Genomic DNA, 23,744 nt, shown 5'->3' with positions numbered 1-23,744 from the left:
ATTAACGTTGCTCCCATATCCAGTAAAACCTGAATTCCTGCCAGTCCTTCCCCGGTGCCTGATAGCGGATAATGAGATTGAGCCGGTCAGGCAGGACGATCCTGGCAACAGGAATAACCTCGCTGACAACGCCATCAACCTTTAACCAGTTGAGCGCTTCACTCGAGTATTCCTCCGCTTTTTTTGCTACATCCGGGGTCAGTTTTTTCCGCCGTAGCAGCCACAGCCGGGATCCCAGTTGGGATTCCTCCCCAGAATCCCCCCACCAGCCGCGGCGATCGCTATCCTCATAATCATCGTCAGCGCGCGCCAGCCTGTCAGTAAACAGGCTGTCCAGTATTGCAGTCTGTAAATCGTTCCCCGTGGTGAGTTCGCCCAGCCCTTTCTGCCAGTCAGCAAACATCTCATCCACATTCCAGAATGAAGCGATGTCACTCATGTCACCTGATCCTCTGTTTTTTGGCTGCGGATATTGTCATTGCCACTCTGGGCATTTTTAACCACATGATCATGGTCATTATGTGCATCCCGCAGCTCTTTCAGTGTTCGGGTATTGGTTTCACAGTTATCAACAATGTCACCCGTGCACCTCAGGATCGGGGTATTTGCAAGAATCCCCTGGCTGGCATTGATGGTCACGTTAGTGGCGTTATTGACCTCAACATTCTGGCCCTTTGCATCCAGGAAGATCCCCTTCTCCGTCAGGAGAATATTAAGACCCCACTGGTTATACATGACCGTTTCGCCCGCTTTCAGGCCTGTATGACGGAACCCCTGATGGTTGGACGCAATTACCACCGCGCTGGAACGATCACCGCCAATAAAAGCCAGAACCACGTCAGTCCCTGACGGCAGGCCGGATGAAAAACCAAATTCAGCCATCCGCGGTGCGCTGGCCACCTCCAGCGGAGTCTGGTACTGGATTGACTGCACCACCCCACCATCTTTCATAGCCGTGATCCGGCCAATCCCCAGCATGCCGGCGATCCTAGTCGCTGCATGTTTAAATAGTTGCTTCATGTATTGAATCCCGCCAAGTTCTGGTAGAAGGCATATGGCTGAACGGCGAATGCTTCAGGCGGCATCAGCGTCATGCGTGCATGGGTGCCGTAGTCATCGCGCATATAGGTGACTTCTGCCAGTAGCAATTCCGTCTCCGGCAACCGTAAGGTGGGAAGATCAACGGGGATCAATGTGTTTGGTTCCCACAGTTTCCCGTCTTTATCCCGCCAGGAATCGATGGTTACCGAGAGCTGTTTTGAACGTCCGTACCGCCGGTTCATTTCCCAGTCGATCGCACTTTGTGCCTGTTGAGTAGCCATCAGGGTACTTTCCACAATCGATATATGTTTTCGGTACCGCATACGGGCGGCCTCCGGATCTCTCGCCGTTGCCAGAGTCACAGCGTCATAGGCCGTATCAGGCGAATACCCTGCAATTGGAGAAACGCTCATTGATACACCGACATAATCTGAAAACCTGTCAGCCATCGATTTGCGGTAGTATGCCTGCTCGACATTTACCCCTTCGCCTATCCCACTCGCCGCACGACGTGTTCCCACCCGGGTCAGTAACAGGTTTCCATCGGGCTGATCGTAGTAAAGCAGAGCAGACCATCTGGCCACCCGATCGATGACTTCTTGCGGAGACTCACCCCAGTTCAGAGTGAACTGGGGTACCTTCACAAGTTCATCAACATCCGTGGTTACGGTGATGCCGTAGTAGGATGCCAGGCGAGAAGCAATTTCAAGTGCATTACTGGCATTAATGACGTTGTTAGGCCACTCAGCTGAGCAATCCACCAGGTCCTGACATTTGCTCCTGCCCGTGGCGCGGACCTCATGGCGGGAGCGCGATAGTGCGGGTTCCCAGTCATCAACATATCCCGTCAGTGTCAGATCATCTCCGATACGAACTTCACAAGAAATTCCCTCTTCAACGAGTTGACGATCTTCGTTGCCAGGGAAGTAATCCATTAGCCCAAGATCGAAATCAGAGGGAAAACGCTCAATACCCCGCGTTACCCGGACAGAATCCCACCCCTCGATGATTTTGCCGTCGACCGTCAAAGAAACAACATCCAGATCGCTGTCTGCATTCATTGCCTCAGTACCTTCATGGTTGTCGGCATAAACGCCGGATGCGGTACGCGCGCTTCCTGTACCAGTTCATCTGCACGGGTGGCATCCTGGTATAATCGGTTTGCCAGCGTCAGCGCCGGAAGCGGCTGAGCGGTAGTAACCTGCAGAAGCTCGCTCAGACCAGAAGCACGCTCACTCATCGTAGAAAGGAATGCCGATCTGACGGCGAGAAGCGCGTTATACATATCATCGTCCGCGCGGTCTCCAGCCAGAACCAGCGCCGTATCAAGTTGCACAGAAACTCGTTGAGTTAACTCTTCTGCCTCGTCTGTACTGGCTGGTCTGGAGTCCGCAGCGGCACTGGTCATGGCACCAGTACATAGCACAACAATCAGCGTGTTCATGGTCGCCGAAATCGCTTTGCTGCTGTCGGACTGCTGGTACTCCGTGCTGATTGAATTAGCCAGTTTTTCCAGCGCTGTGATTCGGTCATTAACGCTGCCGGCGCTGTTAAGAATTGCGTTTACCACGTCGGCGACGCCCTGGACAAACTCATCAGGTGTGTTGGAGCTGCTAAGCTGGCTCGACCTGTCGGTAACATTTTTCCGGTCCATTACCGACTGGGCTGTTACCTTGTCAGCCAGTGCTCTCTCATCATCCACATCAGCAACTGACGATTTGCCAGCAACAGCAGAGGAACTACCGCCCACAGAGCCTTTACTGTAACGTCCGTACCGGGTATTCCCGAACGTGGAGTTCAGGACATTGCTGAGATTCGTGACCTGACTGATGGTGCTGTCAACCATGTTAGTCCAGAACGTGACCGTGCCTCTGATGGTGTTTATAGCCTGTGTGACACCGCGGATTTCACTCTTAACCCTGGCAATCGTGCTCAGCACAGCAGTGCTGACCAGTTTCAGATAGTTGGTTTTCACCGTGGCGCCTGCAACGGTACTGCCCGTGACAGCAAACACTTTAAGCCCTGATTCAATTGCCATCAGGGTAAATTCAAATACTCGCCCGTTCTCCATCGAACCGGAAATACGCAAACCATTCTCAGGGATGGAAACCGTTAATTCGCCCAGTGTCGGATGGACAAGCGTACCGCTACCTTTTTGTTCACAGGCTTCAATCAGTGACTGGCGCTGCGTGATAGCATCGCCGCCGCCGTAAACCTGGCTGTTCTGGATCAAGAAACCGCGAATAACAAATCGCCGTGTTGCCCGCCCGATATCCTCTATCCAGGCTGTATCACGGTAGGGATATTCATGTACCGCCTGGCGTCGGCCGTGGCTCCCTTCCTCAGCAACAATTGCAAATGGCACACCTCTGAATGAGCTGGGCCGTAACTGCCCCTGCCAGTCATCGCTGGTATCTCCCCCCAAAAGAGAAGTTATTGCGTCCTGGATAATTGACGGCATCACGCCTCCGGAAATAAAAAAACCGCCATGTCGGCGGTTTACATATGCACTGAAATGACTTATCTATTTATCGCTGGATCCATTACGGTCAAGAGATTCGGCGATCCTATAAAGATGCTCAGTCGCCTTGAATGAGTTCATTAGGAACTCATAAAGCACACGTAAAAGCAATGCACTTACCACCGATATCGTAATCACCGTGAAATTCATTGAGACAACAGAAAAAACGAGGAAAATGCCAATTACCAGGTAAACAAGCGCAAAAACCTTTGGAGTCTAAATGGCTTTTGCTCCAAAAACTTTTTCATTCATAACTTCTTCCTTAACGAAATGACGACAGTGATCAGTAATTCATGGCCGTTGTTATTCTGCCATTATTTTCCGCATTATAGGTTTTACGCTCCCCCTTATCATTGACCATCGTGATTTCAAGCTTGAGAGACTGATCGGACATGGCCTCCTTAAACGACCGCGCCAGATTTTCACTAAGGGCAACTTCATCACTTTTCCCTTGTTGTGTTCTGAGTATCGTGGGTTCTTGATCCACGCCGCGTGATCCAGAGATAATGTCATACCGCTGCTGGGCCAGCACATCCGGATTTCTCTTCCCTGACCACCGATCATCAGTAATGGCGGTCTGGATGGCGTTTAGCAGTTGTTCCTCAGTATAAGGTTGTGCGCCATTCTCATGTTTAATCATGGCTGCCATTATCGTTTTTAATGTTTCCGGATCGTGCAGATTTACTTGCTCTTTGGCTCCATATCCAGTGGCTTTTGAGACGGAGTCAATATATGCACGAGTATTATTCTCTGATTGCGGAGCATAGGTATGAATAATCCCATCCAGAGTATTATTCCCCCTGTCACCATACAACATCAGCTGTCTCGCCATTGCAGCTCTTCCGTCGGCATCATTCGCAAAGGTAGAAAATCCGCCATTTTTACCCGTTGCGTTTGCTGCAACCCTCAAATTACCGGGATTATTATTTCTGAAGCCAATTGCGTTATTCCTTGTTTCCCCGTAAGGAACATTGCCGCGTGCAACGTTGGATTGTGGCTGGCTGATAGCGGATAAGTCATTCTGCAATTGAATCGCAGAATCGGTCGCGCGGTAATTCGCATCGTACCGCTTTCTTACAGCATCAGTCATGAAACCCGCGTCAACCTGCCCACGTTCACTGCGGGGTAAGCTGTTATAAAGTTCCTTATCGTTCTGAATGCGCCGTAGTTTCTCAGCATCATTGCTGTTGATAAAACCGAGAGCATGAGACAGCCCAGTAAAATCACCATTAGTGAACAGATCGGTAACACCTTCAAGGCCGTCTTTGACTGAACCATCCGAAAGAATGGTCTTAAGTGCCTTGTTTTTTGAACGTTGCCACAGACCATCCCAGGATGCGCTGAGCTCATTCATAGTGCCGTTCACTTCACTCAATTGCTGATTTAGTGCCGGATCCACAGTCAGACCAAATTCATCCGATTTCGCCAGCAGCTTTTTCATGCGCTCACCGTCACGCATTAGCGCCAGCAATTCGGGCGTCAGCCCAAGTGCATCAGCGGCGGACTTCTGCTGTTCAGGTCGCAAGGTTGGAAAAATTTTTGCGATAGACTCCAGTGTTTTAAGGGTATTTACTGAACCATCGCTGTTTTTTTGGATTTGAGCACCAATTTGCGCCATCGCTGCCATAACCCCCTCGTTTTTACCACTGGCAGCCTCATTGAATGCTTTGAAAATACCTTCTATTGATGCATTAGCGCTCTCGCTGTCTGCCCCAAGAATACGCATTGCCCCGGAAAGTCGGGTAAAATCGTCAACGCGCATTCCCGCATTTTTTGCCGAGACATCAAGATTATAGGCCTGACGGGATGCCTCCCGAAATCCATAAGCGACCTGTTTCAGTCCGTAGCCGGCAGCACCGGCTAACCCCAGCGCCCCCATCTTCCCCGTGAGCTCCCCCACCATTTTCAGTGGGGGAACCATGTCGCCAATAAACTGCACGTTATCCCGCGCGCTCTTCGACATATTCTCGAGGCGAGAAATAAAACCGCTCAGTCCGTCGGCTGTTTCCTGACCGCCTAACTTGAGCCCTTCTTTAGTTTTATCTAGCTTCGGCTCCAGGTCACGGACAGCCTCATTAATGCGGTCTATAGCCTCGCTAACCTGGTCGCTGGCCACCAGCTCAAAATCAAAAGAATTACTCATCGTCTTCAGGTTTCCTAAGCTTGTTTATCCGGGATGCCTGCGCCACCCACCATTTCAGCCGGGCGCGGGTCATTCCCCACGCCCTGTCCTCAGACCAGCGGAAATAGAAGGTGACGTCAGCGGCCATTTCCTGCCAGGTTGTCAGGGCTTCCAGGTCAAAAAACTGAGCAGATACTCCTCACACTTACGGAAGTCGAGAAAATCCATCGGCTGCAGTACGCTTTCACGCGTACCGGAAACCAGCGCAATAAGCAGGCGCATCGCCGCGAGCGACGTTGACGCAGCCTGTTTCTCATAAAACTGCTCAGCCTGGCTTAGCGTGGGTGCTTTCAGCTCCAGCTGCGTATAAGTGGTCTTCTCCGCAGCATCATCCAGCGCTACGGTTAATGGAATGGTTTTAACGCGTTCAATCTCAGCCATCTTAGTTCTCCGTTACGTCGCGGCCTTCCCAGCGAACATCAAATACTGCATCTTCGCTTTCCACTTCCTGGACGTTGACCGTCCAGAGTGAACGGCCAATGATAGTTTTCCCGTTAGCCAGCTCGGCGATCACGTTGACGTTCGTCTGCTGGTTAAAGCCCTGCACATTCGTTCCGCCACTGTCACGCAGTCGGGCAGAAATGTATGGCGCCACAGGTTTTTCCTTATACCCGTGCACACCATCCATCCCTGTCAGGGTGGTACGGTTTACGGTGGCAGCCTGGTATTTAAACGAGCCCTCCACCATTACCGTCACACCGTTAACAGTGACATAGGCGGTTCCCGCCAGGCGGTTAGTAGTATCACCTGCCATCGTTTAAGCTCCTGTTGATTCAGCCCGAGTGCGGAACTGATTGAGCAGCGCGAAAATGCGCAACTGGTTCATGAGGGTTCCCGGCCACAGCACATCGACGCGGTTCGGATTTTTGGCGTTCTGCTCGACGATGATATTTTTTGCGAATGCCTCCGCATCCTGCGCATAACCGTTCCATACCAGAGTCTGGTACTCGGCAATCTGATCGGCCTTGATAATGTTCGGCGTGACGATCGCCGCGCCAGGTGCAAATCGGGTTCCATCCGCAGCAAGCTTCATACGGCCAAACTTGCTGGTCACCGCTGTGCGCAGGTAGCGGGTCACAAACATCAGGCTGAACAGCGTCTCCACTTCCAGATAACTGTCATCTGCATCGCCATAGCTGTTTTTCTGGTAGGTGGTGATCAGGTTTTCAATGCGCACCGTGCCATCGTCATCGACCGTAAATGTCGAAATGCCGCTGTACAGCAGATTGTTACGCTCGGTCAGCTCAAAGCGATCCTGCAGTTCTGGCGCAAGCACCCCCTGAACAGCGAGCGACTGTAGCGGGCGGCCGGGGTCATTACGCAGACTCACCGCAGCTGCGCCGGTGTAAGCTGCAGACCATGCCCAGGAAGGGGACGGCGATTTATTTACGCCCAGCAGGGTCTCATGCTGGTTATTGCGCAGCTCACCTTTGGTACCGAGCTGGGCGTAAGTCCCGGTGGTGGTACCAAAGGAATGGCCATAAAGCTGCTTGTCCCATGCCCAGCGACCGCCAGTGTCTGACAGGAACTCCTTCATCACATTCAACGAGGTTGTATCGTCGTAAGGGTTGATGATGAAATCGAATGTCCGATCCTGCAGGTTTGCCAGCTCGCCGGTAATATCCGGAGCCCCGACTCCGTTAGACATAGCAGTAATCGTCAGTTCCAGGCCTGCAGGTGTGGACTCGCCTCCAGGTAAGCCGAGGAAGTTCAGGCGAATGTCGATCCCATTACCCGTAGCACCAAGATTCTTCGCGGTCAGGGTTACGGTATCCGTAGTCGCACTGGCGGTTACAGGTAGCGTGGTTTTTGCGTTAATCGCCGCGGCCAGAGAGGTGGCGATCGCTGCCACCGTATCTGTTGCTACAACGGTCAACTGAATGCGCTCACCAGCAATATAAAGGGAGATCACTCCGGTTGCCGTCGGTGCGCTGCTCACTTTAATGGTGCCGGTTGCAGCCACCATGGAATCGGAGTCTTCCTCCAGCGGCAGGATCCAGACTTCGGCTGCGGTATCATTTTTCTGATACGCCGCCATCATGGCCTGCAGAATTCCCCCTTTTCCTGTCAGCTCACCGACGGTATCCGAAGAGGAAACTCGCTGCGGAATACCAGGGGGGGTTGAGCCGGTACTGAGCATCCCACCGATAAGCAGGGTGCGCTGCGTGGCAGTGGCGTTATTCGCCATTGAGTTATCAAACTCAACGAAGAAAAGCCCTACCCGCAGGTTATCGGGAACACGAGCGAAAGGTACGGTCATTCATTTTCTCCCGCTTTTTTAGGTAATGATTGTTTCTCTGGCGCGCCCTCATCCTTTTTAGAGAGGATCACGTCCCCATCGCTCAGACGGCGACGCCAGAAAATATTGTCAGGTACTTCAGCACCCTCTTTAGGCAATGGGATGCCCTTGACGGGGCAGCGAACGCTGAGCCCGTTGTTCGGCTTAACAAACATGGATTACTCCTGAAGATTGAGGCTGATACCCGGTTTAACTGTGCCGTCTGGCATGTCGACCGCAATATCCATGCCCTCAAGGGGAACCGACTGGACAGGATAAAAATCTTCCGGCCCCTGGTAATGCTCTATGTCGATCTCGAAAAGAAGCTGCCCCATATGGGCCTCTCCTTCTGAATCAACATTGATGGTTGAACGAACTTCCGCGTATTTCTGAATATTCCGCGTCAGTTCGTAGCTGTTGATCACCGCGCGCTCCACCTGCTCGCGAAGGCTTTCAAGCGCCAGCTCTGCCCGCATGGCTCCATCATCCACTGTATTGCCGTCATACTCCTGAACGCGCCCAGTGATCCTGACAGTGGTGAGGGTGGTAAAAGCAGGGGTATTACGCCCCTGTGATTTTTTCTGTTCAAAAGGCGTCTGAACCAACAACACAGGATACATATCTGGTGAAGTTGACCAGTCGCGTGGAGAGAATACGCGGTCGCCCGCGCTGGTTGCCCCGGTTAGTGCAGTGACAACCATTTGCCGTATCGCTGCTGAATTCATCGCGGTTTTACCACATTGAGGACAAGACGAGATCCGCCATGACTGTCGGGTTCGACGTTTGACACAACAAATAACTGATTGATGATGTGACCACCGACCGTCTTTATAAATACCCGGTCAGATACAGCAGGTTGCGATTTACCCAGCTTGCGAAATTCAGCATCGCGCACACCCAACATCGGGCTGGAGGTGTTAATTTCTGAATCGCCATCAAGGTTTTCAGCAACCTGCGCATAACCACGGTCAAAAATCCCGTTAATTGTAAAAGGAGTACCGTTACGTGGACGGTACTCGTGCTCATCGCCAAAGACATCATGCAGCGGACTCAGAAGATGAGAATCCCAGTCCACGCCCATGTCATTACCCTGTCGTAACTGAAACTGATGGCTGAGAAGCAAGAACTCGCTTACGAAGCACATCAACATCAGCAATAACGCCGGACTGCAGAAGACGCTCAGCATCTTTGCCGGTTACAGGGATGCGCATATTTTCGCGGTACATCTCCCCGTCATGACGAATGCAATTCCCTTTCAACACCACATACTCCTGCGATTCAGTGTCTCCGGATTTTTCGTCACCACCATCGTCATCAACAGACAATTCGGCATCATCTGTTTTGCTCAAAGGCTGTTTTTCCTGGGTGTTATCGCCAGCATTCAGGTCGTCAACGCTCAGGCCGTCTTTGGCAGATCCTTCTGCATTCAGATCATCAGCCAACCCGGTATTAGGTTGTTTTGCCATATCAGACCACCGTTGCGCAGAGGGATGCATTTACCCGGCTCGGAATAACCAGCGGGGAGGATTGCATCAGGATAAGACGCTGGGCTGGATCTTCTTTCACCCAGGATTTTGGCGCATAAGCCAGCGGACCGTAGTTGAAAGCCGGGTCCAGGATAACGCCAAAGGCGCGGGTACCCATCAGATCGGCACCACTCATAATGACAGCGCCATCGGGGATCATAGGCTTCTCGACGTTATCCAGCGGGTCAATAAACCAGTCGTTATATAACCAGAGGTCAAAGTTACCCCAGCGCCCTTTATAAATTGCGCCCTTCATTACCTGTGGGCCGGCGTTAATCTGGTTACCAAACGGGCTCAGCGCCGGGAATGTAATGGCGTTATCCTTGATGGTGGTATCCAGTCGGAATGCACGCCATGACTTATTCGTAAAGACCAGATCCGTGGCGACAGAGCCGGACTCTTTCAGGAAAGTAGTCTGCCAGATTTCAATGTCATCTGATGGCTGGGTATTGGTAGCGCCAGCTGCAACGGTCAGTGGCCATTTATCCGAGCCGCTAAGAGTGATGGTCAGATCCGAAGCACGCCCGAAATCCACCACCTTAGTTTCATAGCCCTCCCCGGCGACGGTTACGGTCCCAGACACCAGCGCACTCGCCGCCATCCATTCCAGACGACGGTTGATCATGTCAATCTGGTCAGTCATTTCAAACTGAAGGTTCAGCATTTCGCGCTCGGCAGCGGTATATTCCCCGCCAATACGCTCACCAATCTGGCGGCGGATAGGTTTGCGCAGGTCCGGCGCGCGCTTATCTTTGATGTATGCCGGTTTGAAGGTATTGGTCTGGTATTTACGGGATTCGACCAGCTTACCTTCCACCAGCGGGGAGACGAACGGCGCCATACGACGCAGGCCGACATCAACATCAATCGCCACTTCTTCAGTCTCGTAAGTCACTACATTCGGGAAGAAGCGATCGAGCAGCCAGTTCTGACTGGTTTTCAGGTTAGGAACAACCTGCACCAGCACGCTGGTATCAAAAATATTTTCCATATTCAGTCTCTTGATAGTGCCAGCCGCAGCTGGCAAAAAATTTAAACGAGCCAGCCCCTGCCGGTTAAAGCATTCGTCAGGAGAGCCGTGGGGGAAATCAGGAGGTGGTTACAGGTGCCTGGTCACTGTCTTTCAGGAAGATAGCCAGCGGTCGGAGCGCTTTTTTCAGGTCAGCGGTCGTCCAGGAGTTATCAAAAATAATTCGGTGCTGGTTGAATTCCCCCATCAGATACAGGCCGCCGTTCTGATCGGAAGACGATGCATCAACATCATCAACCAGAATAGCAACGGGTAACTGACTGCCATCTTCAGCCGTTTTCACACATTGCGTGTATTTCCCGCTGGCAGCCACCAGGCCCAGGACAGTACCACGCTTAAAGGCACCGCCCGTAATGATCCCGGTGTCAGTCACCAGCTGGAGCGTGCCAGCGACAAGCTGATCCGGAACAAACAGCGCGCTCTTCATGCCAGGCGCAAACGCATTCTGACCAAACTGATCCATTATTTCTCTCCTCTTGTGGAGTTGTAGAGGCCGGTCATTTTACTTACCAGCGCAGACTTTCCGGTCTCTTTCTGTCCGCTATCCGGATTAAGCCGGACCTGGTGGCTTTCCTGCATACGCTGATCGAGAGAGCGTTTACGGGATGGCTGAGATGCGGCTGCGGCCGGAGCCGAAGAGGCTAGGACATTAATTGCTGCCGCAGAACTCATCCCGGTATTGAAAGCCAGTGACGCGGCCAGTGAAGGATTCGCAGCTGCATGCTTACTGCCGAAAATACGGGCGCAGCGTTTACGCTCAGCAGCGCGTGCATTTTTTACCGCCTTACTCTCTTTGCGATCGTCGTCGCCGTCGTCTTCAGAATCATCATCTTCTGACGCATCCGGATCATCGCCGTCATCTTCAGCATCATCGTCGCGTTCGTCTTCTTCCGCGTCGTCGTCGCGCTCATCATCATCGGCATCATCTTCGCGCTCGTCCTCTTCCGCGCGACGGGCTTTCGCTTTTTTGGCTTTTTTATCCTCTTCTTCCTCAGAAGCGGAAGGGCCAAGACCAATGAGGTGAGCAAAACTAAACGTCTTTTTCTTTGCCATTTCAGGCTCCTGTTTTTTCAAGTAAGTTTTTGAACGCAGCGTCAGGAGGACACACCTCATCAGCCAGTCCAATTTCAACGCCATCAGCAGCCATAAAACAGGCGGCCTGGGTACTTTTTATAACCTTTGCGCTAATCCCCCGGTTTCTGGCAACAGTGTTCACAAACAATTCGCCCATGGTGTTAATGTCCTGCTGGATGGCGGCCAGCGCTTCATCTGACAACTCTCTCAGCGGCGAACCTTCAGCCTTGCGGGATCCATAGGTGATGATCGTAACTTTAAGACCGTCATCTTTAATCCGCTGCGTCCAGTCAAGGTGCATGGTGATCACACCCACAGAACCCACTCCGCCGGTGCGCGGAACAGAAATCCGGTCCGCTGCACTGGCAATGGCATACGCAGCGGAATAAGCGCTTTCCGTCAGAATGGCATGGATAGGCTTTTTCCCCCGGGAGCCGTAAATGACATCAACCAGATCGAAGCATCCAGCGACCTCGCCGCCGGGTGAGTCGATATCCAGGCAAATGCCCGAAATGTCGGGATCTTCCATCGCAGTAAGAAACGCCTGACGAATGCCGTCATACCCAGTCATTCCACTGTACGGACGCAGACTGCCCAGTTTTTGCACCAGCGTTCCGCATATCGGGATGACGGCGACACCCAGCACATTGTCATAACCCGGATCACTACGGGATTCACGTCCCCGGTTATCGTCATATCCGTACCAGTCATCCTCCATGGCAAGAGAAGATTCGATTTTACTGATACCAAATCGGTCCATTACGGATGCCATGATGACTTCGGCTTTACTCGGGTGCAGCGCCAGCGGGGTGTTAAATAATCGCTGGGCCAGATGGGGTAGATTCACTTTTCCTCCGGATCGGTAATGGTCTGGCTCGCAAACTGGTCAGCCTGTGCCCAGCTCGGAAGCGGTAATCCGCGTTTAAGACATGACTCAATTTCTCTCTGGCGCTGATCAAGCACTTCTTCCCAGTCTTCACCGACGTTTTCACCCACCTCAATCTCGAGGGTGGAAAGTCCGGCATCCAGACCAAGAATGGCGCCTTTTTTCTCTGCAACCGGATCCACCCAGCCGCGCCCTGGCCCCATCCAGCGCGCGCGAGAATACGCGGCTCTGGCGTCAACAAAATCAGGTGCGCCTGCGGGCAGGGGTAAATCCTCATTGTCGTGAACTTCTTCAACAAAGGCGGTGAGAATGGGCTGAGCGAAGCCGGTAGAAAAATCGTCCCGGCGGCGAGTCAGTGTTTTCCATGCCTCCAGCAACGAGGAGCGTGCAGAGCTGTAGTTAACGTCAGACCAGTCCTGGGTGACCTGCTGTGGGGACAACCCTGTTCCTGAAGAAAAATTACGGAGAACAGCAGATTCGAAGACTTCAAAATTGCTGTAGGGCCGCGCCGCGTTAACCGTCGTGATTTTCTCACCAGGATAAAGAATGGGCATTCGGGCACCATTCTGAAGTGTCAGACGCCGATCGTTATGGAACTCAACACGCCCGTCCTGATAAGTGCCTAACTCCGACTCGTCATAGGTCTCGCCCAGGGCAGACTGAACCATCGCAGGGTCATAGGGTGACTCAATGTAAGCGGCGAATATGGCATTAAGAATTGCTGCCTCAAGCTCACTCTGGTCATACTTCACCAGCATTTTCAGACGCTGAATAACCGGAGTCAGGATGCCGTTACCGCGGTGCTGCGCGCCACGCTCATGATCAAAATCGTGAACCACATGCGGGCGGCCCCAGTCAGTTTCACGCGGGATACGCTGCCACGTCATGGTTTTAGCCCCGCTCCACCAGTCACCGATATGGGCCTCCCTGATGTGGTAAGCAACCGGCGCACCGTCCGCATCAATTTCAACGCCACCACGGACATTTGGCATATCGAAATTCTGCTGAGGATTACTGAGGCGGTCAGGATCGACAATCTGTACCGTGGTGGCGTAACGCCCTCTTCCGGGACCAAGCCTGTCAGTTCTGTACTGGAGAATGGCCAGAGCATCCCCGTCAATAAGCTTGTGACGAAATCCCAGGCGTAACATCTGCGACACGGTGAGTTTTCGTTCAACATCACAATACCGGCCAGGATCGTTACTCCAGGTCCGCCAGTGCCCGTCCAGTGCTTTTCCGTACTCTTCCGCCCAGGACGCATCAAACGCCTTGTTTCCGGTGATCATTCTGAGAACACGGTAATCGGGTTTCATGATGGGGCGGAAGTTGGCACCAACCGCATTATCCAGCAGACGTGTGACCGCACCGTTTGCCCAGCCGTCATTACGGACCAGATCGCGTGCGCGGGACACGATGCGATCCCGGTAAATGTTAATTTCATTGTCCGGGGACCACAGCGCGGGTTGCCAGTTCGCCAGTTGATCGCTGAAAGAGTCAGCTGCGTCATAAGGTACGCGGCTCCCCCCCACCAGCATAGAGGGACGCTGCTGTCGCAACGGCTGCCCATCAGAGCCCAGTATCTGTACTTTATTCATCAGAATCTAAACCTCGCTGGTTTCCGGGGACGAGAGATAATCCCCAGTTGCGCCTGCAGAAGTTGAATCAGGGCCAGCAGATCAGCCAGGGTGCTTTGCTGATAGGACACTGATCGCGTCCCGTCTCCCTGCGTATAGGAAAACGAAACACCGTGGCTCCCGGTTGCTAAATCAATGTACGCCTGCTGAGCTTTCGCAAGCGCATCCCTGAGCTGATCGTCAGTCATTGCGCCGGCAAGCAGGCTGGTGTTCCGGTTGAACATGATTTTCCTTATTTCGGCAGGAGTTGCGATATTCGCTTACGTTTGACCGGCGCTGGTTCTTCAATAACCGCACCCGGCAGCTCGTAATTGATTTTTTCTTCCTGTCCAACTAGCGCTGGCAGGAACTTATCCGGATCGGCTTCGAGGTTGGCGGCCCGGACGTTGAGTTTTAACCCCATATGTTTGAGACCGCACAGCGCGGCATAGCTGTAAACGAGGCAGTCAAGCGCTTCGTTAGCTCGTCCTGGTATTGCTTCCCAGATACTGTACCGCTGCCCGGAAATGACTTTGTAAACCAGTCGCTCCGCCAGCAGCTGATTGAAGTACCCGAGATCGCGATCGTCAGGAAAATGCATATAACCCGCAGCGGCGGCGCCAGGTTTGGGTGGCTCAAGATGCAGGCGACCGCGTATCACGTCTTTCGCTGAGTTAACCCCCAGAATGACAGGGCGGAAACTGGCTTTGCTTTTCGATGATGGTCGTTTGGTCGGCCAGACAGGATTGCGTTTGCCTCCCTGTGCAGACTCCCCCTTAATTGCCCAGACACGACGGCCAAGACGCTCTTTGGCGAATTCGTATACCTTCTGCGTATGGTGGCCGCCGGAGTCCATGCACGTTGCCATGATATTCAGGCCGCGCCCGTCACCACGTCGCCAGATCTGTTTCAGGTATGCATCCAGTCGCTTCCAGGGTTCTTCCGTCTCAAGGTCACCATAAATAACGTCATGCGCGACCGACCACGATTCTTCATCTCTCCCCCAGCCGGTGATCGTAATTTCGAAGCGATCGTCCTGGGTATCAACTCCAGCTGTTAACAATGCCACCCCGTCCGGAACGACGGCCGGAAATATTTCCCGGCGCGCCAGCAGAACATCAACAGGGAGCTGTTTCCCATGATTAGGTCGGTGCGGAAGCCCCATCTGGGTATTCCACCACGCCTGTTCCTTATCCGGATCGCCCTTCGCATCGATATATTTTTTCGCAATATCCGACGGCTTATCTTTTTGCCAGGGGCTGAAAAGCTTGGATGCCTGGTACCCCGCGTGGTGGTTATCGACTGCCTCCTTTCCACAGGAGGGGCAGATTGCGCGATAGACCGCATGCCGTTCCGACTCTGACCATTGCCAGACCTTTTCAACGCTGCCCTCGTCTGCCGCCCGCCAGGCAAGGTCATAATCCATCAGCGGTGAGTGCCGCTCCCCGCAGCACTCAAATGGGCGCGTCTGATGCCATCGAATAGTTTGCAGAGCTCTGAGGCGCTGTCCTTCGGACCAGCCACTACCACAGCATTCGCAATAGAGCATCGCCGATTTAGTCAGGTGTTTATCTCCCTCTTTCGGCCACTGAACGTGTTTGAAAAAGTCGGGGAACTGGCGGTGGCCACAGTGCGGGCAAACCACAGATGCCCGGCGCTGATCGGAGTCGGCGTAGCTGTCAGCAATGCGGCTCTCATCCTCCACCGTCGGCGAACAGGCGCGTACAGACAGCCAGGTCAGGCCAAATGTCGCTGTACGCTCTTCGGCCAGCGCAATTGGATCGCCTTCGCGGGTTATCGGGTACTTGTCCACTTCATCCGCCAGCAGGACACGAATCGGACGACGCGCAAGGTTATCAGGGCTACCAGCACCCGCCAGCGCCAGAAATCCGCCAGTGAACGCCTTGTAAAGAATGGTTTCTTTCGAGCTTTTCTGTTTCGAATCACCGATGATTTTACGCAGTACCGGCGTCACCCTTACCAGCGGGCTAATACGCTCTTTCGAAAACTGTTCAGCGGCTTCTTCTTTCGGCTGCAGCAGCAGTATCGGACAAGGATCGAGGTGGGCAAAATAGCCAAAAAGGTTTTCCAGCAGTGCTGTCTTCATCAACTGGGTACAGCACATTACAGTGATGATATGAACCCCGGACTCCGTCGCGGCAAGCATCGGTCCGCGGGCAATTTCTACCGTCGATGTTTCCCAGTTTCCCGAAGTGCTCCCAGCCTCTTTTGCCAGCTTACGATAGTCATCTGCCCACTGCGGCACACTGATACGCGGCGGGGGTGTCCAGCCTTTGCGGACGCTTAATTCAAGACGCTCAATCTTCTGCCGGGTTAAACTCTGGCTCTCCGAGGACTGAGATGTGTTTGTGGACATGTTCAATCAGCACCTCTGTCATCCTGTCCGCCGGTACATCCAGATCAGCAGCCATTAGCGGCGCCACCCTGGACGGCCAGTTAAGCCAGGCATCACGCTGTTGGCGAAAGGCGTTGAATAAAACCTCCTCGGCTGCTGTCAGCTCAATAAGCTGGCCGCTGTCTTTTTCATACTGCAGCTTTGCCTGCAGGGCCATGTAATTCTCGCGGATACGTCCCGCTTCCTCTCTCGAAAGATCTGCCCCTTCAGTGAGCATTATCTGGCGGACAGTTTTATTGATTTCATCACCGTCATCATCGTTATCGCTAACGACGGGAGTTTTCTTTTTCTTCGCGTTCGAGGCGCGCGGGTCTTTGCCATCGCGGTTTTTCTTCAATGCCGCATCGCTGGCCTCTACGTCAATCAGGTCTCCGTCCATCACAATGAAGCGCCCGGCTTTAATCCACCGACCAATTGTTTTGCGATCCACACCTGAATGTTGTGCGTACTGACTCTGGTTCATCGTGGTCATGGGACATCACCTGGGACATTTTCTGGGGTGGGACATTCGCCTGGGACATTTTTGCCATGTCCCACCAGAATGTCCCACTGGAATAAACTGGAATAGCCAGAGCTGGCGAGGTGTCCGTAATGATCGCCAGAGGTGGGACATGGGACACAAATCTGAAAGTTGTAGCTAGGAAAACACCGCGGCGCGCAATGCCCGTGCCTTACAAAAGTCTCAGGAAGGACCCATTTTTTTAATGGCTTCGACCATTCGCTCCGACTATGATTATTCCTATTCAATACAAGGAGAATGTAATGGGTAACAATATAATCAAAATAACTTTCGTAGCCGCAGTGCTGGCATCACCAATTGCTCATGCCCAGTGGGTAACTAATACTGAAGATGACCTTTTCTCTGGTGGTAAGAAAGCAATGATGCTTGGCGAGGTTTCATCCGACAATGGCGCCATTGTGTTTGACTGCACTAAAGAAAAGCTATCGGCGGCATACGTTGAAATGGATAAAAGCACCGAATCACTATCAGAGGTACCAATGGACCTGATAATGAAGGTCGACGGGAATACCGCAGTGAAGCTCGATGCTACCCTTTCAAGACGTAATGTTCAGAGCCTCCAGATTCAATCGGATGACACGGACCAACTGAAAACAGTGCTTAAGCAGCTTCAGGGGGCGAAATCCAAAGTGTTAGTTGGTGTGCAAACAAAGGATGGCGGAAACCAGCATTCCATGTCAGCCAATGTTTCTGGATCGACAACTGCAGTAAACAGCTTCATAAAAGCTTGCGAAATTAACTTATAAGTTACTGCTTTTATTTTGCCGTCCTGATGGCTTCTGCTATCGCCTGATTTAAAGCAGACGGTAGCAGTGCGTTCGCCATGGTACGGGCCCTATCCATATACCCCAGCACTGGAGTCACAGGTAGCGCATCACCAAACCGGATCAAAAGCTTTGGAGAACGCTGTTTGCGTTTCGGTCTTCGCGTCCCGTTAGCGGAACGTTTGGCCCGTCGCTTCTTAGCTTTCATCGGCTTCTTACGCTGCCAGACAGCGTTAACGCCATCAACCTCACCTACGAATACATTTTCCTTTGCTTTAAGCTGTGAGAGCTTATTACGCGGCATGTTGCCGTATTTGTTTAGCTTAACGTTCTTGGGATTTAATAGAGCCTGGCTATTGAGCTTGTGCTCTCCGCCAAACTCGAATGGTTCCAGATAACCAGCAGCGGTATCACGGACAAAAACCTTTGCGGTCAGATTGTTCTTTCTTGCCGCCACCGAACCAACTGATTTAACGGTAAACGGCGTGGGGCTCTCCAGATGTCGTTCGAATGCCGTCTTCTGAGCCAACTCAATCTGGCGTACAACTTTTGTCATCGCCTGAGCTGTGGCAAACGGGATTTGCTTTTGCAGTTGCTTTAACTGGTTTGATAAATCCTTCAGTGTTGCCATATCAGTCACCTGTATTTACTGCCTATTCTTCAGCATTATCGATTACAGTTACTGTCTGAATATCAGGATGTTACTTATCGTTGAGTCTGGGTAAGGTAATGGCTCAGCCCGTCAGCGGTGGGACGTTGGCGTACCAGCCTTGAGAGGAGTGCTGATTGCCTCTTGATAAGGAGACTTATGCAATTTCTTCACAAACGAATGCACCTGAATGCAGGTGATGTCGTTGTTGTTGACTGCTCGCACCAGTGCAACATCCTTCTCACTACCGACAGTAACTTCAATAGTTATAAAAATAACCGGGGTTTTCATCATCATGGTGGTGGTGGTTTCTTCGAGAGACTTCCGACCCGGTTGGTTGCGCCTCAGCCTGCAGGGCCAAGAGATATCTCAGATGAGATTAGGGACATGCTTCATTAATTATTTTAGTAATATCTGCGGCTAACTTATTCAGCCAACCTGAATTAATCCGAATGCCAGCCATCACATTTGCAGATGTGGTGGCTTTTTTATTTCGCTTATGTCTTTTCATTTTTTCCCTTTTTTGTATCGCCCCTTTCAGGCCGGCCTTCGGTGTGCGCGGTGGCATATTCACTCCGATAAAAATATTGAGCATTATCGCAGGCACTCAGTAATTCCTGCTGTAATACCCGTCGTGATGACCATTAAAAAAGCCACTCGAAAGTGGCCTTTGTGATGGCAATAAAAAACCGCCCGTAGGCGGTTATATTCAGCAGGTCGCATGTTATCTGTGAATGACAAACAGCGATTTACATTTAGGGCAAAGTAACGCCTGTTGTTGGCGTACTTTCGTGGTCGAGTGTGTGGATTTATGTCCGCATATCGGGCACATGACAGTCGTATTGGCTGCAAGCCCAACACGCTGCATTGCATAATCGAAAAATGACATGGTGGTTAACCTTTCAATGAATGGGGCTTATTATACCATGCATAGCTCAATTATTAATCAATCATCATCGCATGCTTGATGCCATTTAACTTTGTCGCAGGCACTCAGTGAATGTCTGCTGTAATGCCTGCTCAGCCAAGTTGAAGCACACCGTGTTCTTTTGAATCAGAGAATGCAACAAACCCAGTGTATTCGGGGATAGTGTTCCGTCATCAGCATCAAATGCTGAAATGGTTGCGTGAAGAATCAAAAATGCTCCAAATCCCGCGCCGCTGCTGCCCCTCGATGGTCAGAATCGTCAAGGAGGACCCGTTAAAAGGTAAGCAGAAAATCTGTGGTTAGAAGTGAAGGCTTTGACAACGTTCTAAATTTTATGACAGAAATAAAAAAGCATTACCTTTCAAGATAATGCTTTTTCACTCGAACTGAGTCTTATAACAATTAGATTAATGTGATTTTAATATCATAGCTTTCAAGCCCAGTCATTTTTTCACGAGCATTAAACTGGATATCGGAAACTTCTTTTCCTGTCTTTTTTTTGAGTTCAATAATTTTTTTTGTGATGAATTCAGAAATATCCGCTTCAGTTTTTCTTTTTAAATCTTCGACGTTCATTGTTTACCTCTCTTGATCTCTAACGTATCAACGCCAGGCATGTTACATTCCCCGTAGAGCACTTGTATAAGCGCTGATATGTTTAAAAGATAGAATAGAAAGACTCAATTATCAATAGTTTGCAGTACAATCTTCATGCAAAAGAGCTCGCGACCACACAAACCACTGTACTAAAATCCGGGTCGGTCACGAAACAACCAGATCTCATTTCAAAAGCTTCGAGGCTGCCTCGAGGATCTCTTCTGAACTGACATCACGATCAGAGGCTACATAAACTATTTTATGGTCTCCTGTCAGAGATGGAAATCCCGCTGACATCACGGGTAGGTGTGCTTTTTCCCCATTGGGAAACTCACGCATTATCGTAGTAATACCTTTCATTACGGTTACAACAACTGCTGGTTCTGCATTAAAAAAAACGATGACTTTTTTCATAATTTTACCGTGATGTCTCTTACAGAGATTGTCGGTTCAGCATACAAAAAAGGCTCCATAAGGAGCCTGAAATTTATTTTCTGAATTCTAACGAAGACTGACCAGAACGAATGTACAGTGCAATATTATCAAATGTAATCATTGTTGATTTGCAAAAAATACATTTTGCTCCGAAAGGATTTTTTTCAGTAACATCAAAGTTTGACGTTCGGTACTGAGATCCGTGGCAACACGGACATCTGAAGTGAATATTATTAGTAATAACAGTTACCTTATACAGCCACGACATTAACTGCCGTGGGGCCTTTAGGTCCCTGTTCAACACTAAATTCAACTTCCTGATTCTCATTCAACGTCTTGAAATCATTACTCTGGATAGCAGAGAAGTGAACAAACACATCTTTACTACCATCTTTTGGAGTGATAAAACCAAAACCTTTTTCAGGATTAAACCATTTAACTAAACCAGTCATTTTATTAGACATAAACATTACCTTTATTGAGTAAGCCCTTGGGCAGAATGGTCCGAAAAAAAATTATCAGAGAGAAAAGCTAACAAGGAAATCTCAACAGGAACAAGGAATAAAATTATTACAGCGACTGCTTCAGATAAATTCGTTACAAACCAGACATTCATTAACGCATGATTAACCAGACATAGCAAGGTTTAGTTTTGTAAGTAAATCTCAGTGGGTTTTGATCTTAAAAATTAATTTAAATAGCTTAAATCGAAAATTATGTCATGCTGCGTAAGACCTTTATCTATCACCCTAAGTTGTCAGGGATTTTGACTCAAGGAAGAGTCGTATTTCCTTCATAGTAAAAATTCACAAATTTATCCACGAAAACCGTCAACATCTTAATTTATAGAGCTATTATTTTTCCTCTACGGTTCATTGTTAGTATTTTTACGGACTCATAAATCCGCTCACATGTCATTCCTGCTCGGTAGTTTTCATCAGCGCGTTCAGCATGGTATCGAGCTTCTTCTGCCAGGCTTCCTGGCATGTCTACGAGCATTGTGGTGTCATGGCGGATGGAAAGTTATGTTGATTCGTTAGTTATCGAGCTGTAGAACGCTATGCTCTAGCGACTCGGAATAGGCAATCAGCCCGGTGTACTCAGGGATAACCTCGCCATCATCCGCTTCGAACTCAGGGATTGTTCCGGTAGTGATGGTATATTGTGGCTGGCCATCTTCTTTTGCGAAGGCAGCCAGGTCTTCAATCTGCTTAGCTGTAAGAACTACTGTAATGCTCATTCCTCAGTTGTTAAAAAGCCCCGCTATTGCGAGGCTTGATTGATTATGGCTAACGACTACATCGTAACGGTTATAAAAGAAGCTATTAGCCAACATGTGGTGTATGGTTGTTAACCGCCCACCAGGACAATCAACATGTCGATACTCAAAGATATCAAGATGCGTACTTTACGCCATGTGAAAAGTACTTGTCCTCATTGCTCCCGCCAGTCAAAGCACAGTCTGTCGAGAATAAAAAACAATATAACGTTAATTTGCCCCTTCTGTGGAAACATCTATCTTCCATCGGAAAGCAAACCAATAAAGTAACTGATTGACTACCAAATAAAACTCATACTCTCAGAATGTGGCAAAGCAGACATAACCTTTTATTGTTGTTCTCATTTAAGAGAATGTAACACCCAGAGTGGAGAGGTTTTTTTTCTTCTCCACAATACGGCGATCAAGTTCAGCCACTGCATGCGGGCGTATGGCATCAAGAAAGGCGTTATCCTGATAGGTAGACTGGATTGTCACACCAAGTCCGGCACCACTTTCCAGTATGCTTTTCTGAAGTTGTAGTTCTTTTATATCGTTATTGAGGTAATACGCTTCACTTAGGTTTTCTGCGTTCATCTTCTAACCCTGTTGTTGTTTGACTGCCTCACTGAGTCGTAAATGCGCTCACACGTCATTCCTGCCCGGTAGCTTTCGTCAGATCGCTCAGCATAATATCGAGCTTCTTCTGCAAGGCGTCCGAGCATGTCGGCGAGCACTGCGGCGTCGGCTCCGGCTGTTTTGCTTCTGACGGCAGTGGCAAGATCTGCGGTGTGCTTTGCGGCGTCCAGGCGAGTGGCAAGCTTTGTTGCTTCGGTACGCAGCTGGTTAACAGTGGCAGACAGGCCAGCAGCAGTGGCAGCGGATTTAGCGGCTTGTGCTTGTGCATCTTTTACAGCCTCATCACGGGCAATAATACGCCCTTGTTCAATCATGCGAGCGGCGGTCTGTGCGTTCGCTGTTTGCGATGATTCTACGCTGTCACGCTCGGCCCACTTCTTTTCCCAACCGCGGCTGCTCCATACACTACCCGCGAAGAATGCAACGGCCACCAGCAACAAAATAACAATGAACTGATAGCGCAGGCTCACTGGTCTATCCCCCAGCACGTCAACGCGCTTTCCTGGTCTCGCCGTTCAACCTGACCATAGCAACCGTTCTTCTGCCCTTTGGTCAGACGACAATCGCGACCACCGTCTTTTATCCACCAGCGGATCGCTTCACAGGCACCTTCACGGTCGCCAGCATTTATTCGCTTATAGAACGTAGATGGGAAACATTTTCCGGGACCGATGTTATATGGGCAGAAAGACGCGATCCCGGCTTTCTGTGGTTCGGTCAGTGGTACTTTGATATTTCGGTCAACCCACGCCAGTGCCTTATCACGCTCAATGGCGTTTACCTGATCGCATTTCTCAGCAGACAGCTTCATGCCCTGAACTACTGGCTTACCATCAACCATCGTGGCGCCACGGCAAATAGTCCAGATGCCGGAGCCATCCTTGTATGCGGTCAGACTGTTGCCTTCTTTCTCATCCAGAAACTGATCGAGAATCACGGGCGCGGAAGCCCCCGCAAGAATTAAACCAACGACCGCTGCACTCAGTTTATTCTTCAGCTTTGGTGGCATAGCCATTGCGCCGATCCTCCCGTTCTTTCCAGCGGAAATACCAGTTCACTGCACAGGTGATAACGGTGCATGCGATACCGACAATAATTGCCCAGTCGCTCAGGCTTAACCCTGCAATTCTGTCGGCCAACATCCAGGACACCTCTTTTGCTGTTTTAGCTGTTTCGGCATATGCCTTCGCTGATACACCGCAGCCGGCAAGCGTGGTTCCTGATCCATATGAAAGTCTGCTGTAAATGGTGCTCATTCTGGTCATAGCCTCACCTCCGATTTTTCGGATGGCGCTGTGTGTGATGAAAAGGTCAGGCTTCACGGGCTGGATTTATCAACAAAGCACGTAGCGGATGATTCCCGTGAGCCTGAAATAGAAAAGGCCAC

General features: G+C 50.7%; 35 protein-coding genes and 1 pseudogene. 3 read left to right on the top strand and 33 right to left on the bottom strand.

Features of this window, described 5'->3' with window-relative positions; translation table 11 throughout:
* Position 1 precedes the first annotated feature (1 nt).
* The 20 genes from OGX89_RS12645 to OGX89_RS12550 form a co-directional block, all read right to left on the bottom strand.
* On the bottom strand, positions 2-439 hold the full coding sequence (locus tag OGX89_RS12645; protein ID WP_001279799.1) for a phage GP46 family protein: 438 nt from the start codon (positions 437-439) through the stop codon (positions 2-4).
* Complete coding sequence (locus OGX89_RS12640; RefSeq protein ID WP_023568807.1) at positions 436-1,020, bottom strand: phage baseplate assembly protein domain-containing protein; 585 nt, start codon at positions 1,018-1,020, stop codon at positions 436-438. Before OGX89_RS12640 ends, OGX89_RS12645 begins: the two co-directional genes overlap by 4 nt.
* Positions 1,017-2,102 (bottom strand): phage baseplate assembly protein, encoded by a 1,086-nt coding sequence (locus OGX89_RS12635; RefSeq protein WP_286560028.1) that lies wholly within the window; start codon positions 2,100-2,102, stop codon positions 1,017-1,019. The genes OGX89_RS12640 and OGX89_RS12635 overlap by 4 nt, the downstream gene beginning before the upstream one ends.
* Entirely contained in the window at positions 2,099-3,502 is a 1,404-nt protein-coding gene (locus OGX89_RS12630) for a DNA circularization protein (RefSeq protein WP_001139208.1), read from the bottom strand. Before OGX89_RS12630 ends, OGX89_RS12635 begins: the two co-directional genes overlap by 4 nt.
* Before the next feature lie 343 nt (positions 3,503-3,845).
* A complete protein-coding gene (locus OGX89_RS12625) occupies positions 3,846-5,705 on the bottom strand; it encodes a hypothetical protein (RefSeq protein WP_142710262.1) in 1,860 nt (619 codons plus the stop codon).
* A 141-nt stretch (positions 5,706-5,846) separates the two neighbouring features.
* On the bottom strand, positions 5,847-6,125 hold the full coding sequence (locus OGX89_RS12620; protein WP_000807719.1) for a phage tail assembly protein: 279 nt from the start codon (positions 6,123-6,125) through the stop codon (positions 5,847-5,849).
* Position 6,126: 1 nt separating this feature from the next.
* Positions 6,127-6,498 (bottom strand): phage tail tube protein, encoded by a 372-nt coding sequence (locus OGX89_RS12615; RefSeq protein WP_000896638.1) that lies wholly within the window; start codon positions 6,496-6,498, stop codon positions 6,127-6,129.
* Between the two features lie 3 nt (positions 6,499-6,501).
* Positions 6,502-8,004 carry a phage tail sheath subtilisin-like domain-containing protein gene (locus tag OGX89_RS12610; RefSeq protein WP_001472192.1) on the bottom strand — a complete coding sequence of 501 codons (1,503 nt, stop codon included), beginning with the start codon at positions 8,002-8,004 and terminating at the stop codon, positions 6,502-6,504.
* Positions 8,001-8,198, bottom strand: a complete 198-nt coding sequence (locus OGX89_RS12605) for a DUF2635 domain-containing protein (RefSeq protein WP_000497745.1) — start codon at positions 8,196-8,198, stop codon at positions 8,001-8,003. Before OGX89_RS12605 ends, OGX89_RS12610 begins: the two co-directional genes overlap by 4 nt.
* Before the next feature lie 3 nt (positions 8,199-8,201).
* Entirely contained in the window at positions 8,202-8,747 is a 546-nt protein-coding gene (locus OGX89_RS12600) for an ATP-binding protein (RefSeq protein WP_142710261.1), read from the bottom strand.
* Positions 8,744-9,103: a head-tail joining protein gene (locus OGX89_RS12595; protein WP_000537794.1), complete on the bottom strand. Its 360-nt coding sequence runs from the start codon at positions 9,101-9,103 to the stop codon at positions 8,744-8,746. The genes OGX89_RS12600 and OGX89_RS12595 overlap by 4 nt, the downstream gene beginning before the upstream one ends.
* Positions 9,104-9,107: 4 nt before the next feature.
* Positions 9,108-9,488 carry a hypothetical protein gene (locus OGX89_RS12590; RefSeq protein WP_001118869.1) on the bottom strand — a complete coding sequence of 127 codons (381 nt, stop codon included), beginning with the start codon at positions 9,486-9,488 and terminating at the stop codon, positions 9,108-9,110.
* A 1-nt stretch (position 9,489) separates the two neighbouring features.
* Positions 9,490-10,539 carry a major capsid protein gene (locus OGX89_RS12585; RefSeq protein ID WP_001472190.1) on the bottom strand — a complete coding sequence of 350 codons (1,050 nt, stop codon included), beginning with the start codon at positions 10,537-10,539 and terminating at the stop codon, positions 9,490-9,492.
* A gap of 97 nt (positions 10,540-10,636) precedes the next feature.
* Positions 10,637-11,041, bottom strand: coding sequence for a head decoration protein (locus tag OGX89_RS12580; protein ID WP_001472189.1), 405 nt, complete (start codon positions 11,039-11,041; stop codon positions 10,637-10,639).
* Positions 11,041-11,631, bottom strand: a complete 591-nt coding sequence (locus tag OGX89_RS12575) for a hypothetical protein (RefSeq protein WP_001472856.1) — start codon at positions 11,629-11,631, stop codon at positions 11,041-11,043. The genes OGX89_RS12580 and OGX89_RS12575 overlap by 1 nt, the downstream gene beginning before the upstream one ends.
* 1 nt (position 11,632) lies before the next feature.
* On the bottom strand, positions 11,633-12,499 hold the full coding sequence (locus OGX89_RS12570) for a S49 family peptidase (protein WP_001052909.1): 867 nt from the start codon (positions 12,497-12,499) through the stop codon (positions 11,633-11,635).
* A complete protein-coding gene (locus tag OGX89_RS12565) occupies positions 12,496-14,133 on the bottom strand; it encodes a phage portal protein (protein WP_001045359.1) in 1,638 nt (545 codons plus the stop codon). Before OGX89_RS12565 ends, OGX89_RS12570 begins: the two co-directional genes overlap by 4 nt.
* A complete protein-coding gene (gene gpW, locus OGX89_RS12560; RefSeq protein ID WP_000483309.1) occupies positions 14,133-14,396 on the bottom strand; it encodes a gpW family head-tail joining protein in 264 nt (87 codons plus the stop codon). The genes OGX89_RS12565 and gpW overlap by 1 nt, the downstream gene beginning before the upstream one ends.
* 8 nt (positions 14,397-14,404) lie before the next feature.
* Entirely contained in the window at positions 14,405-16,528 is a 2,124-nt protein-coding gene (locus tag OGX89_RS12555; protein WP_286560032.1) for a phage terminase large subunit family protein, read from the bottom strand.
* Positions 16,470-17,039 (bottom strand): hypothetical protein, encoded by a 570-nt coding sequence (locus tag OGX89_RS12550; protein ID WP_000210383.1) that lies wholly within the window; start codon positions 17,037-17,039, stop codon positions 16,470-16,472. Before OGX89_RS12550 ends, OGX89_RS12555 begins: the two co-directional genes overlap by 59 nt.
* A gap of 290 nt (positions 17,040-17,329) precedes the next feature.
* Between OGX89_RS12550 and OGX89_RS12545 the strand changes: the two genes are divergently transcribed.
* On the top strand, positions 17,330-17,833 hold the full coding sequence (locus OGX89_RS12545; protein ID WP_032652440.1) for a hypothetical protein: 504 nt from the start codon (positions 17,330-17,332) through the stop codon (positions 17,831-17,833).
* Positions 17,834-17,843: 10 nt separating this feature from the next.
* On the opposite strand, the gene OGX89_RS12540 is transcribed toward OGX89_RS12545, so the two are convergent.
* Entirely contained in the window at positions 17,844-18,482 is a 639-nt protein-coding gene (locus OGX89_RS12540) for a hypothetical protein (RefSeq protein ID WP_072667361.1), read from the bottom strand.
* Positions 18,483-18,659: 177 nt separating this feature from the next.
* Here OGX89_RS12540 and OGX89_RS12535 point away from each other — a divergent pair, with 177 nt between their 5' ends.
* On the top strand, positions 18,660-18,899 hold the full coding sequence (locus OGX89_RS12535; RefSeq protein WP_088902173.1) for a DUF1883 domain-containing protein: 240 nt from the start codon (positions 18,660-18,662) through the stop codon (positions 18,897-18,899).
* Here OGX89_RS12535 and OGX89_RS12530 read toward each other — a convergent pair.
* The 8 genes and pseudogenes from OGX89_RS12530 to OGX89_RS12500 form a co-directional block, all read right to left on the bottom strand.
* Entirely contained in the window at positions 18,880-19,107 is a 228-nt protein-coding gene (locus OGX89_RS12530; protein WP_088902172.1) for a hypothetical protein, read from the bottom strand. The genes OGX89_RS12535 and OGX89_RS12530 overlap by 20 nt on opposite strands.
* A 117-nt stretch (positions 19,108-19,224) precedes the next feature.
* The gene (locus tag OGX89_RS23785; RefSeq protein ID WP_213090494.1) at positions 19,225-19,389 is read right to left on the bottom strand and encodes a YnfU family zinc-binding protein; all 165 of its coding nucleotides are present in this window, start codon (positions 19,387-19,389) and stop codon (positions 19,225-19,227) included.
* A gap of 441 nt (positions 19,390-19,830) precedes the next feature.
* Entirely contained in the window at positions 19,831-20,004 is a 174-nt protein-coding gene (locus tag OGX89_RS12525; protein WP_001100119.1) for a GnsA/GnsB family addiction module toxin, read from the bottom strand.
* 204 nt (positions 20,005-20,208) lie between these two features.
* Entirely contained in the window at positions 20,209-20,439 is a 231-nt protein-coding gene (locus OGX89_RS12520; RefSeq protein ID WP_000756041.1) for a hypothetical protein, read from the bottom strand.
* Positions 20,440-20,512: 73 nt separating this feature from the next.
* Positions 20,513-20,701, bottom strand: a complete 189-nt coding sequence (gene ymcF, locus OGX89_RS12515; protein WP_057069020.1) for a cold shock small protein YmcF — start codon at positions 20,699-20,701, stop codon at positions 20,513-20,515.
* 10 nt (positions 20,702-20,711) lie between these two features.
* Positions 20,712-20,924, bottom strand: a complete 213-nt coding sequence (gene cspG, locus OGX89_RS12510; RefSeq protein ID WP_000066494.1) for a cold shock protein CspG — start codon at positions 20,922-20,924, stop codon at positions 20,712-20,714.
* Between the two features lie 379 nt (positions 20,925-21,303).
* Positions 21,304-21,468: pseudogene (locus tag OGX89_RS12505) on the bottom strand (DUF2514 family protein); the annotation flags it as partial.
* A 28-nt stretch (positions 21,469-21,496) separates the two neighbouring features.
* On the bottom strand, positions 21,497-21,694 hold the full coding sequence (locus OGX89_RS12500; protein WP_024174517.1) for a hypothetical protein: 198 nt from the start codon (positions 21,692-21,694) through the stop codon (positions 21,497-21,499).
* A gap of 141 nt (positions 21,695-21,835) precedes the next feature.
* On the opposite strand from OGX89_RS12500, the gene OGX89_RS12495 reads away from it, so the two are divergent.
* The gene (locus OGX89_RS12495; protein ID WP_213083834.1) at positions 21,836-22,009 is read left to right on the top strand and encodes a YnfU family zinc-binding protein; all 174 of its coding nucleotides are present in this window, start codon (positions 21,836-21,838) and stop codon (positions 22,007-22,009) included.
* Positions 22,010-22,084: 75 nt separating this feature from the next.
* Here the strand turns inward: OGX89_RS12495 and OGX89_RS12490 are convergent, their stop codons facing one another.
* Genes OGX89_RS12490 through OGX89_RS12475 form a run of 4 tightly spaced genes read right to left on the bottom strand, consistent with a single transcriptional unit; the run spans position 22,085 to position 23,622 of the window.
* Positions 22,085-22,315, bottom strand: a complete 231-nt coding sequence (locus tag OGX89_RS12490; protein WP_000990801.1) for a hypothetical protein — start codon at positions 22,313-22,315, stop codon at positions 22,085-22,087.
* Positions 22,312-22,827, bottom strand: a complete 516-nt coding sequence (locus tag OGX89_RS12485) for a DUF2514 domain-containing protein (RefSeq protein WP_142710296.1) — start codon at positions 22,825-22,827, stop codon at positions 22,312-22,314. The genes OGX89_RS12490 and OGX89_RS12485 overlap by 4 nt, the downstream gene beginning before the upstream one ends.
* Positions 22,824-23,372: a lysozyme gene (locus OGX89_RS12480; protein WP_115601849.1), complete on the bottom strand. Its 549-nt coding sequence runs from the start codon at positions 23,370-23,372 to the stop codon at positions 22,824-22,826. The genes OGX89_RS12485 and OGX89_RS12480 overlap by 4 nt, the downstream gene beginning before the upstream one ends.
* Entirely contained in the window at positions 23,344-23,622 is a 279-nt protein-coding gene (locus OGX89_RS12475) for a phage holin (RefSeq protein WP_016150433.1), read from the bottom strand. Before OGX89_RS12475 ends, OGX89_RS12480 begins: the two co-directional genes overlap by 29 nt.
* Positions 23,623-23,744 lie beyond the last annotated feature (122 nt).

It is taken from the genome of Citrobacter sp. Cpo103, assembly GCF_030332605.1.
Classification (GTDB): domain Bacteria; phylum Pseudomonadota; class Gammaproteobacteria; order Enterobacterales; family Enterobacteriaceae; genus Citrobacter; species Citrobacter portucalensis.
This window is presented reverse-complemented; position numbering and strand designations above follow the sequence as displayed.